18 protein-coding genes are annotated in these 15,694 nt (G+C 67.3%); 2 read left to right on the forward strand and 16 right to left on the reverse strand.

Annotated elements, in window-relative coordinates; all coding sequences use genetic code 11:
* Positions 1-809 precede the first annotated feature (809 nt).
* Complete coding sequence (locus DFR50_RS29970; RefSeq protein WP_113893793.1) at positions 810-1,988, reverse strand: calcium:cation antiporter; 1,179 nt, start codon at positions 1,986-1,988, stop codon at positions 810-812.
* A gap of 401 nt (positions 1,989-2,389) precedes the next feature.
* Here DFR50_RS29970 and DFR50_RS29975 point away from each other — a divergent pair, with 401 nt between their 5' ends.
* Positions 2,390-3,499 (forward strand): zinc-binding metallopeptidase family protein, encoded by a 1,110-nt coding sequence (locus tag DFR50_RS29975; protein WP_113893765.1) that lies wholly within the window; start codon positions 2,390-2,392, stop codon positions 3,497-3,499.
* A gap of 25 nt (positions 3,500-3,524) precedes the next feature.
* On the opposite strand, the gene DFR50_RS29980 is transcribed toward DFR50_RS29975, so the two are convergent.
* The 10 genes from DFR50_RS29980 to DFR50_RS30025 form a co-directional block, all read right to left on the reverse strand.
* A complete protein-coding gene (locus DFR50_RS29980) occupies positions 3,525-3,782 on the reverse strand; it encodes a hypothetical protein (protein WP_113893766.1) in 258 nt (85 codons plus the stop codon).
* Positions 3,783-3,786: 4 nt separating this feature from the next.
* Positions 3,787-4,596, reverse strand: coding sequence for a helix-turn-helix domain-containing protein (locus DFR50_RS29985; protein WP_113893767.1), 810 nt, complete (start codon positions 4,594-4,596; stop codon positions 3,787-3,789).
* Positions 4,597-4,677: 81 nt separating this feature from the next.
* Entirely contained in the window at positions 4,678-4,989 is a 312-nt protein-coding gene (locus tag DFR50_RS29990) for a hypothetical protein (protein ID WP_113893768.1), read from the reverse strand.
* Positions 4,990-5,136: 147 nt separating this feature from the next.
* Entirely contained in the window at positions 5,137-6,135 is a 999-nt protein-coding gene (locus tag DFR50_RS29995; RefSeq protein ID WP_113893769.1) for an ABC transporter substrate-binding protein, read from the reverse strand.
* A gap of 59 nt (positions 6,136-6,194) precedes the next feature.
* Entirely contained in the window at positions 6,195-7,070 is an 876-nt protein-coding gene (locus DFR50_RS30000; protein WP_425376104.1) for an ABC transporter permease, read from the reverse strand.
* Positions 6,968-7,846: an ABC transporter permease gene (locus DFR50_RS30005; protein ID WP_113893771.1), complete on the reverse strand. Its 879-nt coding sequence runs from the start codon at positions 7,844-7,846 to the stop codon at positions 6,968-6,970. The genes DFR50_RS30000 and DFR50_RS30005 overlap by 103 nt, the downstream gene beginning before the upstream one ends.
* The gene (locus DFR50_RS30010) at positions 7,831-8,235 is read right to left on the reverse strand and encodes a hypothetical protein (RefSeq protein WP_113893772.1); all 405 of its coding nucleotides are present in this window, start codon (positions 8,233-8,235) and stop codon (positions 7,831-7,833) included. Before DFR50_RS30010 ends, DFR50_RS30005 begins: the two co-directional genes overlap by 16 nt.
* An 18-nt stretch (positions 8,236-8,253) precedes the next feature.
* Positions 8,254-9,090, reverse strand: a complete 837-nt coding sequence (locus DFR50_RS30015; protein ID WP_113893773.1) for an ABC transporter ATP-binding protein — start codon at positions 9,088-9,090, stop codon at positions 8,254-8,256.
* A 108-nt stretch (positions 9,091-9,198) separates the two neighbouring features.
* Positions 9,199-10,626, reverse strand: coding sequence for a dihydropyrimidinase (gene hydA / locus DFR50_RS30020; RefSeq protein ID WP_113893774.1), 1,428 nt, complete (start codon positions 10,624-10,626; stop codon positions 9,199-9,201).
* Positions 10,627-10,672: 46 nt separating this feature from the next.
* Entirely contained in the window at positions 10,673-11,920 is a 1,248-nt protein-coding gene (locus DFR50_RS30025; protein ID WP_113893775.1) for a Zn-dependent hydrolase, read from the reverse strand.
* Positions 11,921-12,012: 92 nt separating this feature from the next.
* On the opposite strand from DFR50_RS30025, the gene DFR50_RS30030 reads away from it, so the two are divergent.
* The gene (locus tag DFR50_RS30030; protein WP_113893776.1) at positions 12,013-12,699 is read left to right on the forward strand and encodes a TetR/AcrR family transcriptional regulator; all 687 of its coding nucleotides are present in this window, start codon (positions 12,013-12,015) and stop codon (positions 12,697-12,699) included.
* A 43-nt stretch (positions 12,700-12,742) separates the two neighbouring features.
* On the opposite strand, the gene DFR50_RS30035 is transcribed toward DFR50_RS30030, so the two are convergent.
* The 5 genes from DFR50_RS30035 to DFR50_RS30055 all read right to left on the reverse strand — a co-directional run bounded on the left by DFR50_RS30035 (position 12,743) and on the right by DFR50_RS30055 (position 15,204).
* Positions 12,743-12,997 carry a hypothetical protein gene (locus tag DFR50_RS30035; protein ID WP_113893778.1) on the reverse strand — a complete coding sequence of 85 codons (255 nt, stop codon included), beginning with the start codon at positions 12,995-12,997 and terminating at the stop codon, positions 12,743-12,745.
* A gap of 46 nt (positions 12,998-13,043) precedes the next feature.
* The gene (locus tag DFR50_RS30040) at positions 13,044-13,658 is read right to left on the reverse strand and encodes a glutathione S-transferase family protein (protein ID WP_113893780.1); all 615 of its coding nucleotides are present in this window, start codon (positions 13,656-13,658) and stop codon (positions 13,044-13,046) included.
* A 205-nt stretch (positions 13,659-13,863) separates the two neighbouring features.
* Entirely contained in the window at positions 13,864-14,283 is a 420-nt protein-coding gene (locus DFR50_RS30045; RefSeq protein ID WP_113893782.1) for a DUF2934 domain-containing protein, read from the reverse strand.
* A gap of 101 nt (positions 14,284-14,384) precedes the next feature.
* Positions 14,385-14,915, reverse strand: a complete 531-nt coding sequence (locus tag DFR50_RS30050) for a sigma-70 family RNA polymerase sigma factor (RefSeq protein WP_113893783.1) — start codon at positions 14,913-14,915, stop codon at positions 14,385-14,387.
* On the reverse strand, positions 14,902-15,204 hold the full coding sequence (locus tag DFR50_RS30055) for a NepR family anti-sigma factor (protein WP_245428236.1): 303 nt from the start codon (positions 15,202-15,204) through the stop codon (positions 14,902-14,904). Before DFR50_RS30055 ends, DFR50_RS30050 begins: the two co-directional genes overlap by 14 nt.
* Positions 15,205-15,694 lie beyond the last annotated feature (490 nt).

Genomic DNA, 15,694 nt, shown 5'->3' on the forward strand with positions numbered 1-15,694 from the left:
ACGAGACATTGCAACAGCTTGCGGCGCGATTGCGTTCCGCTGGCGGCGGCCGAGCCGCCGTCCTCGCGAGGAGCGACCCCCGGACTTGGATCCTGACTTGGATCCGGGGGGACGCGGCGATCCAGGGGGCGCGGCCAAGATCCGCCGTATGCCCCGCTTCGCCGCGCATCGACGTCGGCGCAGGCGACCCCTGGATCGCCGCGTCGCTCTTCGGGCTCCTCGCGAGGACGGTCGGGAAGCATCATCGCCCGCCTCGGCGTCGACGACCGCCCGTCATTCCCAAGGTGCGCCGAGGCTCGGGAGCTACTCCCGCTGGCGACGGCCGAGCCGACGATGCGACGCATTCCACGGCCCTCGTCCCAAGTGTGTCGAAGGATGCTCCGGAGCGCGCTGGAAACCCGCGCGTTCTGGAGCCACCTTCGGGACGCGGCGCCGCAGACTCCCGCTTTGGCCGTCCCGTCCGGCGCGCAACTGCCGAATTTGTCAGGGATGCGAAAGGCCTCCTGGGCAGGCGGAGGGTTTTCGGACACGGGCGGCCTCGATTGCGTCTCGAAGGAACAGACATAGAACAAATCGGGGTGGCCGGCAAGGAATTGTCGAAAGCGAGGAGAATCCTGCTTTTCAGCCGACCGGGCGTGGCGAGCCCGGAGCCTGACCTCGCGAAAGCCGGCGGAGCGGGCGCGGAGTGAACTGCGGCGGCGGCGTGGGTCGCCGGCGTTCATGCACCGGCTTGCAGGCGCGCAATCCGCCTGCAGCGGGAGCGAGCGCGGGCTGCCCTTGCGCCAGCGAGGGCGGCGGGCCGCCGATGGTCACGCCTGAGCGATGAGCGCCAGATAGGCGATGAAGAGCATGACGTGGACGACGCCCTGGATCACGTTGGTCCGGCCGCTGCCGAAGGTCACGACACACAAGAACAAGGTCAGAAGAATCATGACCACGTCCGAGTGCTCGACGCCGAGCACGATGTCATGCCGCGTCAGCTCACTGAGCACAATGATCGCGGGCACCGTCAGGCCGATGGTGGAGAGCACCGAGCCCAGAAAGATGTTGATCGATCGCTGCATATGATTGGCGAGCGCGGCGCGCACCGCGCCGATTGCTTCCGGCGTCGCGACCAGGACCGCGATGATGACGCCCCCGAGCGCCGCCGGGAACCGCAGCGTCTCGATCAGGTAGTCGACCGGGTGCGCGAACTGCTCGGCGAGAATGACCACCGGCAAGAGGTAGGCGACGAGCAGCGCCGCATGCTGGAGAGCGGGATGACCCGGCGAGCGAGGCGCGCGCAGCGGGCCGGCGAGCGCGTCCTCCTCGTTGTTGGCGAGTATGAAGTAGCCGCGATGCCGGCCGGTCTGCAGCGTCAGGAACGTGAGGTAGAGTCCGATCGCGACCAGCGCGAGCACAATCTCCTGCGCCCTGGACAGCGTCGGGCCGGGCGTGGTCTGGGTGAAATTCGGCAGGATCAGCGTGAGCACGACCAGAGGCAGGATCACGGTGAGATAGGCGTTGGCGCCCTGCAGGTTGTACTGCTGCTCGCGATGTCGCCACCCGCCGAGCAGCAGCGACAGGCCGACCATGCCGTTCAGGATGATCATCACGACGGCGAACAGGGTGTCGCGCGCGAGGCTCGGGTTGTTCGCGCCGTGAAGCATGACGGCTGCGATGCTCGTCACCTCGACGAAGGTCACCGCCAGAGTTAGCAGCAGCGTGCCGTATGGCTCTCCGAGATAGACGGCGAGGTGTTCGGCATGACGGACGACGGCGAGCGCCGAGCCGAGCACCGCTCCAAACAGCCATGCGAAGATGACGACGAGCCAGAGGGGATGCTCGAGCCCTGAGAGCAGCGCATCGCCATAAACCAGGAAGGCGACCGAAGTGGCCCAGCTGAAGCCGAGGAACCACTCGTGACGCAAGGCCGACGAAAATCGCACGCCTGTCCGACTTCTCCATGCGCGGCGGGAGCGCCGCGCCTCCGTTCGACTCCGGTTCATGAGGACCATGCGCCGGCGGAATCCTATTTGCGACGGACCAGAGACAGCCGTCAACTGGAGGCTGGCCGTCTTGGCCGCTATTCACTGCGGACCATGAGCGCGTTGACGTCCACGGGGTCTCCGTGTCGAACGGCCGCATTTTTGCGTGCGGCTTGCATCCATCCTCGCCGCCCAGTGTCCGGACGGGGCGCTCTCCTTATCCACCGAGACCGACAAAGAACGGCAGAAACGGAGGGTAAACTTGGCATGTTCACCCCGCCTGCGCCGAACACCCGTTCCTTGCGCAAGGCGGGCATGCCCGACGGGCGCTTGCGCCGCAAGAATCCCAAGCCCCGCGAGCCGCGCCGGAACGATCTCGGCGCGCAGGCGTTGGGAGAGTGTAACGGACCCGGGGCAAGGCCATGAAACTCTTCCGCTGTCAGGCGTGCGGCAACATCGTCTATTTCGAGAACCGGACGTGCGGCCGATGCGGGCATCGCCTGGGCTACATCCCGGAATCGGGGATTATGAGCGCGCTCGACCCGGCGGGAGGGCCGAACTGGACGCCGCGGGGCGCCGATGGCGCGCTGCGGCGCTTTTGCGCCAATGCGGATCACGACGCCTGCAACTGGCTGATCCCGGCGAACGGGCCGGACCGCCTGTGCCGGGCCTGCCGGCACAACGACACGATCCCCGACATCGCCGTCCCCGAGCGGCTCGCCGCCTGGCGCGATCTGGAGTTCGCCAAGCACCGCCTGTTCTACAGCCTGCTGCGCTGGGGGTTGCCGCTGGCGACCCGCGCCGAGGATCGCGTTCACGGGCTGGCCTTCGAGTTCCTCGCCGATCCTCCCGATCCGGCGGCGCCGAAGGTGCTGACCGGACACGACAACGGCGTCATCACCATCGCGCTCGCCGAGGCCGACCCGGCCGAGGTCGAGCGCCGCCGCTCCGCCATGGATGAGCCCTACCGCACGGTGCTCGGCCACTTTCGCCATGAGGTCGGCCATCACTACTGGGACCTGCTGGTGCGCGACGGCGGACGGCTCGAGACGTTTCGCGCCGCCTTCGGCGACGAGCGGCAGGATTACGAGGAGGCGCTCGCCCGCCACTATCGGGAGGGCGCGCCGGCGCCGGCCAACTGGCGTGAGACGTTCGTTTCCGCCTACGCGACGACTCACCCCTGGGAGGACTTCGCCGAGACCTGGGCGCACTATCTCCATATCGTCGATACGCTCGACACCGCCGACGCCTTCGGCCTCAGCCTCGCCCCGCCGATCGACCGCGAGGGCGCCTATCGGGCGCGGGTCGACTTCGACCCGTATGTCGAAGGCGATATGGACCAGATCATGGAATCCTGGGCGCCGGTGGCGATCGCGATGAACAGCATCAACCGCGCGATGGGGCGGCCGGACCTCTACCCGTTCGTGCTGGCGCCGGCGGTCGTGAAGAAGCTCGGCTTCGTGCATGATCTGGTGCGCCGGACCGCAACGGAGAGCCAGGAGACCAGAGGTCTCGAGCGGCTCGCGTCGTAGCGGGGGAGCTGACGCGTGGGTTCCGTCAGGCGTCGAACAGCTTGAGAACGAAGGAAAGCGTGATCGCCAGCGCGCCGATCATGGTCATGAACGAATCCAGGCCGTCGTAGTCGTTTCGTCGCCGCTCCCAGGCGCGTCCCGCGGCTTGTCTCAGACCGGGCCACGGACTGCTCTTGGCCTTCCGGTCCTCGGCGTCGCGATAGAACCGGTAGATCTGGTCCTTGACCGCGGGCGCGGCGATGAAAATCCCGCCGAGGCCGCCGATCAGGTCCGAGGGAGACAAGGCTTCAGTCCGCCGCCGCGACCCGCGCGGCGGCCTCCTGCACGATCTCGGGAATTTTCCGGATCAGGTCCTCCTGGACCGCGCCAGCGAGGGCGACCGCAGCCGGGTCGGGGAGGCGCCGAGGCGCCTCGGCGGCCGAATGCGCCGGCGCGAACCCCAGCACCGGTCTGAGGCCCATCGCCCGAGCGATGCGAAAGACCGTCTTGAGGCTCAGGTCTCCGCGTCCGCTCTCGATCTTGGAGATCGCCGACTGGCCGACTTCGATCCGGTCGGCCAGGTCCTTCTGGCTCAGGCCCGACGCGAGGCGATCGGCCTTGAGGTCGGCGCGCACCTTCGCGCAGAAAGCCTCGGCCTCCCGCTCGACACGCGCGGCGGCGTCGAACGCCGGATCGGCGACGGCCAGCCGATCGCGCAAGGCCCCCAATTGCGCGAGCGCGCCGTGATCCGGGATCGAGCCGTCCTCCGACGACTCGATCCCGTCGCTGTCGACGAACGCCGGCGCCTTCACCTCGCCGATCAAGGTCTTGAGTTTCGCCAGCGCGTCGAACGCCCGCGCCTCTGCGGACTCGAGTTCGCTGGCGAAATCGGGGGGGAGCGGCCCACTCTTGCTCATCAACTGATCGGCGCGCCTGAGCCAGTCGCCCGCCGGGCGAACCGGCGCGACGACGTCGGCCATCCGTTCGCGCAGCCCGTCGACCCGTTCCCCCCCGGGGCCCTCGATCGCCTCAGCGGCGCCGGCGATGAAATTGCACACCTCCAGCGCTGTCCGAATGCGGGCGGACAGGGCGCCGAGGGGATCGTGTTGCGAGATCATGGCTGTCCAATCAGCGGTTCGACCCGGCCTCGTCTAGCCGTGGCGGCGCAGCGCCTGCTCCGCCCGCGCAACGAGGTCGCGCTAGTCCTGTTCGGTCGTCTCACAGTAGTCATTGATCACCTCGATGATCTCGACCGTCCGGTTACGATGATCGACCAGCACCAGAGCCGCGGCGTCGGAGACGCTTCTCAGGATCGATCGAGGAGGCGTCAGATAGACCTCCGTTTCCGCAGCGGCGGAAGGCGCGACGCGTGTCGCCGCGCCGCCGCAGACGAACGCCTCGAGCGCGGTGATCAGTCGGTTCATGCGAAAGGGCGACTGATGGCCCCATTCCGCGATCAGGTCCTCGCCACGGAGCGTGAAATTCCTCAGCAGCATATAGAAACCCGGCAATGCGCGTCAATATTCCAGCCAGGAATTTCCTCGTCCTGGTTCTCGCCGCAGGCGCTGGGCGGGTTCGGCCGCCCTTGCGTCGCATTCGTCACACCCCGCGCAGGCTCGGCCTGCGCGGAGTGTGGATCGAGACGATGCGCGTAAGCGCTACTTGGCCAGCGCCTTGTCGGTGACGGCGGTGGTGTAGGCGCCGACGGGTTCCTTCGAGATCACCGGGTCGGAGCCGCCGGTCAGCAGCGTCTTCACCGTCCGGTCGTAGTCGGCCTTGTCGAGCCGGCCGTCCGAACCGGCGGTCAGCTTGTTGATCTCGGCCATCATCTGGGTCTGGTGGTGCTCGGTCTGGGCGCCGCTGGTGTCGTTGTCGAGCACGATCTTGACCGCCTCGTCTGGATGGGCGCGGGCGTATTCCCAGCCCTTCATCGAGGCCTTGACGAACTTCGCCATCTTGTCGACGAAGGCCGGGTCCTTGAGCTTGTCCTCCATGGCGTAGAGGCCGTCCTCGAGGGTCGAGACCCCGTTGTCCTCGTACTTGAACACCACGAGCTGCTCGGGCTTGTAGCCGGCGTCGATCACCTGCCAGTATTCGTTGTAGGTCATGGTCGAGATGCAGTCGGCCTGCTTCTGCAGCAGCGGATCGACGTTGAAGCCCTGCTTGACCACCTTGACGCCGTCCTTGGAGCCGTCGGTCGGGAACTTCAGCTTGCCCATCCAGTTGAGGAACGGGTATTCGTTGCCGTAGAACCAGACGCCGAGCGTGCGGCCCTTGAGGTCGGCCGGGGTCTTGATGCCGGTGTCGGCGCGGCAGGTGAGTTCGAGCCCCGAATGCTTGAACGGCTGGGCGATGTTGACGAGCGCCGCGCCCTTCTCGCGCGCGGCGAGCGCGGCCGGCATCCAGTCGACGATGACGTCGGCGCCGCCGCCGGCGATCACCTGCTCGGGCGCGACGTCCGGGCCGCCCGGCTTGACCGTCACATCGAGCCCCTCGTCCTTGTAGAAGCCCTTGTCCTTGGCGACGTAATAGCCGGCGAATTGCGCCTGCGGCACCCATTTGAGCTGCAGCGTCACCTTGTTGTCGGCCGCCTGCGCCGCCCCCGCGCCCAGCATCGCCGCCAGGCTCAGAAACCCTACTCCCATCGAAGTCTTCATTCGATCCTCCGTTTGAACATGTCCCCGACGCCGCGCAGGCCTGCGCGCGGCGCTGAGCTTCAGGCCCCCTTCGCGCGGAAGGAGGGATGCCAGAACGTCACCCGTCGCTCAATCGCGGCGACCAGCCCGTAGAACGCCGAGCCGGTCACGGCCGCCACCAATATTGTCGCCCACACCATGTCGATGCCGAGATGGCCGACCTCGGTCGAGATGCGGAACCCCATGCCGACGATCGGCGTGCCGAAGAATTCGGCGACGATCGCGCCGATCATCGCCAGCGTCGTGTTGACCTTGAGGGCGTTGAAGATGAACGGCAGCGCCGCGGGCAGGCGGAGCGCAGTCAGCGTCTGCCAGTCGCTCGCGCCGTAGGTCTTCATCAGGTCGCGCTCCATCGGGCTCGCGCTCTCGAGCCCGGCGACCGTGTTCACCAGCATCGGAAAGAAGGTCATCACCACGACGACGGCGGCCTTCGAGGGCCAGTCGAAGCCGAACCACATCACCATGATCGGGGCGATGCCGACGATCGGCAGCGCTGAGACGAGATTGCCCATCGGCAGCAGGCCGCGGCGCAGGAAATCGGAGCGGTCGACCAGGATCGCGACGACGAGCCCCGAGCCGCAGCCGACGATATAGCCCGCGAGCAGGCCCTTGATCGTCTGCCAGAAGTCGGCGGCGAGGGTCGGAATCGAGACGAGAAAGCGCGCCGCAATCGCCGACGGCGCCGGCAAGATGATGGTCGGGACGCCCGCCGCCCGGACGACGAGCTCCCACAGCGCGAGAATGACCAGGCCGAACAGGAACGGCGGCACGAGATCGGCGAGGCGGCGGTCGATCATCGCGCGAACCCCATGCGCCGCCCGGCGAGCCGCTCGACGAGCCCGATCAGTCCGACCAACGCCGCCGACAGCGCCGCCGCGGCGAACAGCGCGGCCCAGATCTGCACCGTCTGCCCATAGTAGGAGCCGGCGAGGAGGCGCGCGCCCAAGCCCCCGTCCTCGCTCTTGGTCACTTCGGCGACGATCGCGCCGACCAGCGCCGCCGCCGCGCCGATCTTCATGCTGGCGAAGAAATAGGGCGCGCTCGCCGGCGCCCGCAGTTTGCCGAACGTCTGCATGGACGAGGCCGAATAGGTGCGCATCAGGTCGAGCTGGAGCGGCTCGGGCGAGCGGAAGCCCTTGACCATGCCGACGGTGATGGGGAAGAACGACAGATAGGCGGCGATCGCGGCCTTGGGCGCGACGCCGGTGATGTTGAACTGGCTCAGGATGACGACGATCATCGGCGCGAGCGCGATGATCGGGATCGTCTGCGAGGCGACGAGCCACGGCGTCAGCGAGCTGTCGAGCCACCGCACCGACACGATCACCATCGCCAGGCCGATGCCGAGCGCCGCGCCGATGACGAAACCGATCAGGGTTTCCTCGAGCGTGATCAGGCCGTGGTAGACGAGGCTGCGTTTCGAGCTCGGCGCCGTCGCGACGATCGACTTGACCATCTCCGCCACCACCTGGTGGGGCCCGGGCAGCTTCGGCCGCTCCATGTTGAGCGAGGCGACGATCAGGTCCTGGGTCGAATAGTCGGATCGTCCCGCGTTGGCGTACATGTCGCGCTGCAACGGCGCGTTCATGAGCGCTGCGGCGGCGTACCAGATCGCGAGAACGGCGAGGACGACGGTGACGATGGGGAGGATCGACTTCACCGGTACGGCCATTCGTTCGACTCGAGCCGCGTGCTCGCCGAGAGAACGCGACAGGCGTCGTCGATCGTCAGGTCGACGGAATAGATGTCGGTGCGCGCGCCGAAGACGGTGACGGTCACCCGCAGAAGATGGGGATCGAACACGGCGGGGTCGCCGAAAATCTGCATCTGCCCGAGCGGATTGGTCCGGTTCATCACCTGAAGCGCGACCGTGTTGACCGTCGCGATGCAGGCGGGGGGCAATCTCGCGGTCCCGGGAAAACCGAAGGCGCCGGCGTCGGCGTCGGCGCAAGCCGCGAGGAAGCCGGTCAGCAGGGGCAAAGCGACGGCCGCGAGCCTGCGCGCCCTTCGCCCCGGCGAAGACCCCGTCCGCGCGTCGTGATCGCTTCTTCCCTGCGTCATAGGAGTGTCCCGCCCGTGCTATGCGTCATAGGAGTGTCCCGCCCGCAGACCGAGCCGGACCCGATTGGCGATCGCCAGAAACTCGGGCGTCTCGCGGATCTCGAGCTGCCGGTCTCGCGGAAAATTGCAGGCGATCACGTCGGTTATCCGCCCGGGCCGCGGCGACATGACGACGATGTGGGTGGACAGGAACACCGCTTCGGGAATCGAATGCGTGACGAACAGCACCGTCTTGCCGGTCATCTCCCACAGCCGCAGGAGTTGCTGGTTGAGCATGTCGCGCACGATCTCGTCGAGCGCGCCGAACGGCTCGTCCATGAGCAGGATGTCGGGGTCGAAGGAGAGCGCGCGGGCGATCGAGGCGCGCTGCTGCATGCCGCCCGACAATTGCCAGGGAAACTTGTTGCCGAATCCCGAGAGATTGACGAGGTCGAGGCCCTTCTTCACCCGCTCCTCGCGCTCCGCCCGGGAATAGCCCATGATCTCGAGTGGCAGCGCGATGTTGCCCGCCACCGTTCGCCACGGATAGAGCGCCGGCGACTGGAACACGTAGCCGTAGCAGCGCTTGAGCCGCGCCTCCTCGGTGTTCATGCCGTCGACGCGGATGTCGCCCTCGGTCGGCGTCTCGAGGTCGGCGACCGCGCGCAGGAGCGTCGTTTTGCCGCAGCCGGACGGACCGATGAACGAGACGAATTCGCCGCGCTCGACCTTCAGGTTGACGTGGGCCAGCGCCTGCACCGGCCCGTCCCGCGTCTCGAAGCGCAGCGACACGTCGCTGACCTCGATCGCTGGCCCGGGCGGCGGCGGCGAACCGACTCCGTGCGTCGCAGGCTTCACAATCGACGCCGTCTCCATCGTTCCCGATCCTCTCAGGCGCGCCGTGATGAAGGCAAGCCGGTTCTTCGGCGCGCGACGTCAAAGTCCCGGAGCGACCCTGCGTTCCGGAAGGAACGCAAAATCGCCCTAGCGCGCCACCGCCCGCGGCGCGGTGAACGCCTTGTAGCGTTTGAGCGCGCGGGCCTCCTCGGCGAAAGGCTGGCGGGCGATGAAACGGCCGCGTCCGATCTCCGCCTGCACCCGCCCGTCGCGGAACACGACCTCGCCCCGTGACAGCGTGTAGCGGGGGAGGCCCGTCACCGTCATGCCCTCGAACACGTTGTAGTCGATGACCGACACCTGGGACTTGGCCGAAATCGTCTTCATCGCCTTCGGGTCCCACACCGCGATGTCGGCGTCGGCGCCGGGCGCGATCACCCCCTTGCGCGGATACATGTTGAGGATCTTCGCGCTGTTGGTCGAGGTGACGGCGACGAACTCGTTCGGCGTCATCCGCCCCGTCTCGACGCCGTGGGTCCACAGGACCGGCATCCGGTCCTCGAGGCCGCCGGTGCCGTTCGGGATCTTGGTGAAGTCGCCGAACCCGAGCTCCTTCTGCTTCGTCGTGAAGGAGCAGTGGTCGGTGGCTACGACCTGCAGCGAGCCGGCGCGCAGGCCGTTCCAGAGATCGTCCTGGTTCGCCTTGTCGCGGAAAGGCGGCGACATGACGCGCCGCGCCGCGTGTTTCCAGTCCTTGTCGTAATATTCGCTCTCGTCGAGAACGAGGTGCTGGATCAGCGGCTCCCCATAGACCCTCTTGCCGAGCGCCCGGGCGCGGGCGATCGCCTCGTGCGCCTGGATGCAGGAGGTGTGCACGATATAGATCGGCACGCCCGCCTGATCGGCGAGCATGATGGCGCGGTTGGTCGCCTCGCCCTCGACGTCGGGCGGGCGCGACAGGGCGTGGCCCTCCGGCCCGGTGATTCCCTTGGACAGGTAGTGGCGCTGCAGCGCGGCGACGAGGTCGCCGTTCTCGGCGTGGACGAGCGGCAGCGCGCCGAGCTCGGCGCAGCGCGAGAAGGAGGCGAACATCTCCTCGTCGTTGACCATCAGCGAGCCCTTGTAGGCCATGAAGTGCTTGAACGTGGTGACGCCGGCCTTGACGACCTTCTCCATGTCGTCGCGCACCTGGTCGTTCCAGTAGCTGATCGCCATGTGGAAGGAATAGTCCGCGACCGCGTTCTTGCCGCGCTCATGCCAGTCGGCGAGCGCCTCCATCAGCGGCTGGTTGCGGTTGGGGATGCAGAAGTCGACCACCATCGTCGTGCCGCCGGAGACGCCGGCCTTCGATCCGCTCTCGAAATTGTCGGCGGAATTGGCCCCCATGAAGGGCATGTCGAGATGGGTGTGCGGGTCGATCCCGCCGGGGAGGATGTAGCAGTCGCCGGCGTCGAGCGCGCTGTCGCCGGAAAGGTTGTCGCCGATCTCGACGATGGTCTCGCCTTCAACCTTGACGTCGGCCCGGTAACTGCGGTCGGCGTTGACCACCGTTCCGCCCTTGATGACGATCGACATGTCTATTCTCCGTTGGATTCCGCGCGTTCCCCGGGGAAATTGAGGATCAGGACACGATCTCGGCCTTCTCGAGCGCCGCGTGCATCAGCACGTTGGCGCCGTAGGTCGCCCAATCCGGTTTGATGTCTTCGAGCTCGTTGTGGCTGACGCCGTCGACGCAGGGCGTGAAAACCATCGAGGTCGGGGTGATGCGGGCCATGTAGCAGGCGTCGTGGCCCGCTCCCGCGACGATGTCGCGATGGCTGTAGCCGAAGTGTTCGGCGGCGCGCCGCACCGCTTCGACACAGGCCGGGTCGAAGGGGACAGGCTCGTAGTAGAACACCTCCTTGAGATCGTAGGTCAGCCCGCCCGCCTTGGCGATCTCTTCGACGCCCTTGCGGAACTCGACATCCATCGCGTCGAGCGTCTCGCCGATCGGGTGGCGGAACTCGGCCGTCATGAACGCTTCGCCGGGGATGACATTGCGCGAATTCGGGTAAGGGTTGAGCATTCCGACGGTCGACACTCCCAGTGGCGCCTTGGACAAGCCGATTCTGTTGACGAGCTCCACGATGCGAGCCGCGCCGAGCAGCGCGTCCTTGCGGCGCGGCATCGGCGTGCAGCCCGCGTGGCTCTCGTAGCCGGTCAAGCGAATCTCGTACCAGCGCTGGCCCTGGCCGTGGGTGACGATACCAACGTCGTAGCCCTCGGCCTCGAGGATCGGGCCCTGCTCGATGTGCAGTTCGAAATAGGCGTGCACCGGGCGGCCGCCGACCGGGACGTCGCCCTTGAAGCCGATCCGTTCGAGCTCGTCGCCGAGCGTCTTGCCGTCCTGGTCGAGCCGCGAATAGGCGAAGTCCTTGGTGTACACGCCAGCGAACACGCCCGAGGACACCATCGCCGGGGCGTAGCGCGAGCCCTCCTCGTTGGTCCAGTTGGCGACCTCGATCGGATGCCGGGTCTTGATCCGGAGGTCGTTGAGCGAGCGCACGACCTCGAGCGCGCCGAGCACGCCGAGCACGCCGTCGAACTTGCCGCCGGTCGGCTGGGTATCCAGGTGGCTGCCGAGAATGACCGGCGGCAGGCTGTCGTCCTCGCCGGCCCGGTGGGCGAACATGTTGCCCATCTCGTCGACCTTGACCGTGCATCCGGCTGCCTCGCACCAACTCTTGAACAGTTCGCGCCCTTGTTTGTCGACGTCGGTCAGCGCCAGCCGCTTGCAGCCGCCCTTGGGGGTTCCGCCGATCTTGCCCATCTCCATCAGCGAATCCCAGAGGCGGGCTCCATTGATGCGGACGTTGGACAGATCGGACATGGTCGGCTCCTGTGTCTGGCGGACGCTAGTATAAGTTTGACCAAATGGTCAAATGACGTAATTTGGGCGCAACGCTCAGCGACAAGGCGCCCATGGACCAATTTTTCCGCAGTCGCGACGGCGGCGCAAGCCCGCTCGACTCCGCCCGCGCGGTCCGCCCGGCGGCGCGCAAGGCGCGGCCGGCGATCCGCGCCGAGAACGAGCGGGCGCTCCTCGAAGCGGCCGAGCAGGTGTTCGCCGAGGAAGGGTTCGGCGGCGCCACCACCGCGGCGATCGCGCGGCGCGCCGGCGTGCCCAAGGCGAACCTCCACTATTACTTCGTCACCAAGGACGCCCTCTATCGCGCCGTCGTCGAGCGGGTTCTGACGGCGTGGCTGGCCGCCGCGGCGTCCTTCGACGGCAGCGACGACCCGCGCGAGGCGCTCGCGGCCTATATCGGCGCCAAGATGGACCTCGCTCGCGCCATGCCGCTCGCCTCGCGCATCTGGTCGGCCGAGATCATGCGCGGCGCGCCGATGATCCAGGATTTTCTCGACACGACGCTCACCGACTGGGTCGCCGCGCGCGAAACGTCGGTCCGGCGATGGATCGCCGCCGGAAAGCTGAAGCCGATCGACGCGAAAGTGCTGTTCTACATGATCTGGGCGACGACCCAGCAATACGCCAACGCCGCGCACGAGATGGCGACGCTGAACGGCGGCCGCCCGCTCGACGACGCGGCGTTCGAGCGGGCAAAGCGGCAGGTGATCGCAACGATCGTAGACGGGGTGACGGCCTAGTCCGCTTGCGCGGCTCGGCCGCGATGGCCGGCCGGCGCGGGGCCTATTTCTTTCCGCATTTCCTGTCGAGCAGGCGGGCCGACGAGTCGCCCCGGTTGAAACCGATGTTGTCGATCACCGAGGCGCCGAGCTTGACGGACCCTCGGAGCGCCCAGCTGCCGTCGGGATAATGATCCCAGGCGCTGCAGGGAATCGTATCGATGTCCTGGGGCCATCGGTCGACCGTATAGGTCTCGCTCGCTCCCGCCGCGGCCGGGGCGAACAGAAAGGCTGCGACGGCGATCGTCGGGATGCGCATGCCTGGAATGTCCTTTTTCGGAGCCGATCGAGATGGCCGAGGCTCGTTACAGTCCCTCGTCCTTGAGCGCCCGTTCGACGGCGGGGCGCGCCCTCATCCGCCGATAGTGCGCCTCAACCCGGTCGGGGAGGGGGATCCCGAGCCGCGCAGCGGCCCAGAAGGCCGTATAGAACAAGGCGGCGTCGGCGAGCGAGAAGTCGCCGACGACCCAGTCCGCGTCGGCGAGGTCCCGGTCGATCAGGGCGAAGCCGTTCCTGACGATCTCGAGGCCGCGCGCCTTCACGGCGTCATGGTCCGCCTCGCGGGCGGCGAATTCGGCCGGACGGAAGAGACGGCGGAAGCCGGTCGCGTGCACCGTCCCGATGACGTAGTCCATCGCCTCCATCATGCGGGCCTGTCGCTCGGCGCTCGCCGGGACGAGGCCTCTCTCGGGATGGGTCAGGCCGAGATAGAGAGCGATCGCCTGAAATTCGGTGAGAACCGTGCCGTCGTCACGCTGCAGCGCCGGCACCTTCGCCTTCGGGTTGATCGCCAGATAGGCCTCGCCGACCTGCTCCCGCTCGGCGAAATTGATGCGCTGCGTCTCGAACGGCGCGCCGATCTCTTCAAGCAGGATATGGATGCCGAGCGCGCAACTTCCTGGTGAATAGTAGAGCTTCATGCGTTCTCCAGTCCGCGAACCGGCGCCGGCGGTTCCCGCTCCTCGTCGCCGCCGGAGACCCCCGCGGACCTCGGCGCCACGAACCGGGAGTCTGCCGGGCGGCGACGCCGGCCATTCCTGGCGCCGGACCCTGCTGACCGCGCGGCGACGGACCCAGGCTGTCGAAACACGCGCGACGGTCGCGACTATCCGACCGCGTCGACGTTCACTTGGGCTTCTTGGCTTTCGCCTTCGTGGCCGGTTTGGCGACCGGGGCTGGATCCACGGCCTTCGCGGCCGGCGGCGCCTCGACCTTGCCGGCCATGGCCGCCTTCGCCTTGGGCTCGACCTTGCCTTCATCCGGCGCCGCGACTTTCGCCTTGGCCCGTTTTCCCGCCGTCGGCGCCGCCTCCTCCGGGGCTTCCATGGGGAGGACGGGCTTCTCTTCCGCCTCGGCGACGTCGGACAGGACGGAGGCGGGCTCGGTATCCGCGGACTCGCCCGCCTCGCCGCCGGCCATCTCGGCCTCGGCCTCGTAGGCCGCTTCGGCCATGTGCCAGAAACGCTCGGCCTGACCGTCCGGCCGGCCCTCGCCTTCCCACAGCAAATAGGCGATTTCCTGAATGCGTCGTTCTCGGTCTGCCATCCGCGCACCTCAGCATCCCGGCGCGAATCGCGCCGCACATGCCATACACTTTTCGACAGACACTGTCCCGGCGTCAAATCGCCGCCGAAAGGCGTAGCCTGTCAAGAGGCTTGGCGCATCTTGCGCTCTACGCGGCCGCCGACGCGGCCGTCCCAGCCGAGCATGGCGACGAGTTGCGACCGGGCGCGGCTGAGCCTGCTCTTGATCGTGCCCACCTCGACGCCGCAGATCTGGGCCGCCTCTTCGTAGGAAACGCCGGAGGCGCCGACGAGAATCAGCACTTCGCGCTGCTCGGGGGGCAGGCGCGTCAGCGCCGCGCGAAAATCCTCGAGATCGACGTGACTCTCCTGGTCGCCTGCGACCACCAGGCGCTGCGCGTAAACGCCGTCGCTGTCCTGCACCTCGCGAACGCTCTTGCGGCGGTTCGAATAGTAAATGTTGCGAAGGATGGTGAAGAGCCACGCCCTCAGACTCGTGCCCGGCTGGAACTTGTCCCACTTGCTCCACGCGCGCAGCAACGTCTCCTGGACGAGGTCGTCGGCGAGGGACGCGGAACCGCACAGCGAAACGGCGAAAGCGCGCAGGTTGGTCATTTCTGCGATCAAGTCGTCCTTGAAGCTAGCGGGTGGCATCGTGGCCTCCTGCCGACCGCGCGATCCGCTCCTCGGTGTCGAGATCGGCGAGTAGATCGAGGAACTTGTCCGGGAGGGGCGCCCTGACGAGATCGTCATAATGCGCCTTTAGCGCCCGCCCGATCGCGTCGAGAACCTTGTTGTCCAGCTGCGGATCTTCGGAAAGACCATTCGCCCGGGAGTTCGAGTGGCTCATCAATCGTCCCCGACCGCCTGCGGTGGCAAGCTTAACATCGGAAACGCTGGAAGCGCCGCCTTGTTCCGAAAACTCTGCAATTGGTTTGCCCACGTGTCTCAAGGTAGCCTCGCCATTCTATCGCCAGCGCCGACCTGGCCCCCCATTCAAGGCGCGCGTCGCGCGCGCTCGCGCCGGAGTCCGGAACGCGATCAGCGCCGGCACGCGCTTTCGCGCCGCGGAGGCGATCCCGGCGACGGCGCCGAAACCGAGCGCGCCGCGGTGAGGCGCAACGCGACGGCCCAACCAAAGACGGTCCACATGGCGTTATCCACACCCTATCGCCTACAAACGCGCGAGCGGCGTCTTGGTTCCGGCCGCGATGGCGGATTTTGGGCAGGCGGCGACGCCGCGGCGATTCCGACTGCGGCCCGCGCATGCGCTGTCCGGCCCGCGCCGCATCTTCGACGGGAGGTAACTCCCAACCCCGTCATTGCGAGGAGCAAAGCGACGAAGACTGTATGTCCTTGCGGAGGCGGGGCGGCCCGTCCTCGATGCGCCTTGCGAGGGTTGCTCGGATAGGCCGGGTAGAGCCTCACGCGAG

Source organism: Roseiarcus fermentans (assembly GCF_003315135.1).
Taxonomy (GTDB): domain Bacteria; phylum Pseudomonadota; class Alphaproteobacteria; order Rhizobiales; family Beijerinckiaceae; genus Roseiarcus; species Roseiarcus fermentans.

Coding starts and splice junctions, on each gene's coding strand:
- DFR50_RS30005 (WP_113893771.1), bottom strand. CDS start 7,846: ATGGCCGTACCGGTGAAGTCGATCCTCCCCATCGTCACCGTCGTCCTC.
- DFR50_RS30040 (WP_113893780.1), bottom strand. CDS start 13,658: ATGAAGCTCTACTATTCACCAGGAAGTTGCGCGCTCGGCATCCATATC.
- DFR50_RS30010 (WP_113893772.1), bottom strand. CDS start 8,235: ATGACGCAGGGAAGAAGCGATCACGACGCGCGGACGGGGTCTTCGCCG.
- DFR50_RS29970 (WP_113893793.1), bottom strand. CDS start 1,988: ATGAACCGGAGTCGAACGGAGGCGCGGCGCTCCCGCCGCGCATGGAGA.
- DFR50_RS30045 (WP_113893782.1), bottom strand. CDS start 14,283: ATGGCAGACCGAGAACGACGCATTCAGGAAATCGCCTATTTGCTGTGG.
- DFR50_RS30015 (WP_113893773.1), bottom strand. CDS start 9,090: ATGGAGACGGCGTCGATTGTGAAGCCTGCGACGCACGGAGTCGGTTCG.
- DFR50_RS30025 (WP_113893775.1), bottom strand. CDS start 11,920: ATGTCCGATCTGTCCAACGTCCGCATCAATGGAGCCCGCCTCTGGGAT.
- DFR50_RS29995 (WP_113893769.1), bottom strand. CDS start 6,135: ATGAAGACTTCGATGGGAGTAGGGTTTCTGAGCCTGGCGGCGATGCTG.
- hydA (WP_113893774.1), bottom strand. CDS start 10,626: ATGTCGATCGTCATCAAGGGCGGAACGGTGGTCAACGCCGACCGCAGT.
- DFR50_RS30050 (WP_113893783.1), bottom strand. CDS start 14,915: ATGCCACCCGCTAGCTTCAAGGACGACTTGATCGCAGAAATGACCAAC.
- DFR50_RS30030 (WP_113893776.1), top strand. CDS start 12,013: ATGGACCAATTTTTCCGCAGTCGCGACGGCGGCGCAAGCCCGCTCGAC.
- DFR50_RS30035 (WP_113893778.1), bottom strand. CDS start 12,997: ATGCGCATCCCGACGATCGCCGTCGCAGCCTTTCTGTTCGCCCCGGCC.
- DFR50_RS29975 (WP_113893765.1), top strand. CDS start 2,390: ATGAAACTCTTCCGCTGTCAGGCGTGCGGCAACATCGTCTATTTCGAG.
- DFR50_RS29985 (WP_113893767.1), bottom strand. CDS start 4,596: ATGATCTCGCAACACGATCCCCTCGGCGCCCTGTCCGCCCGCATTCGG.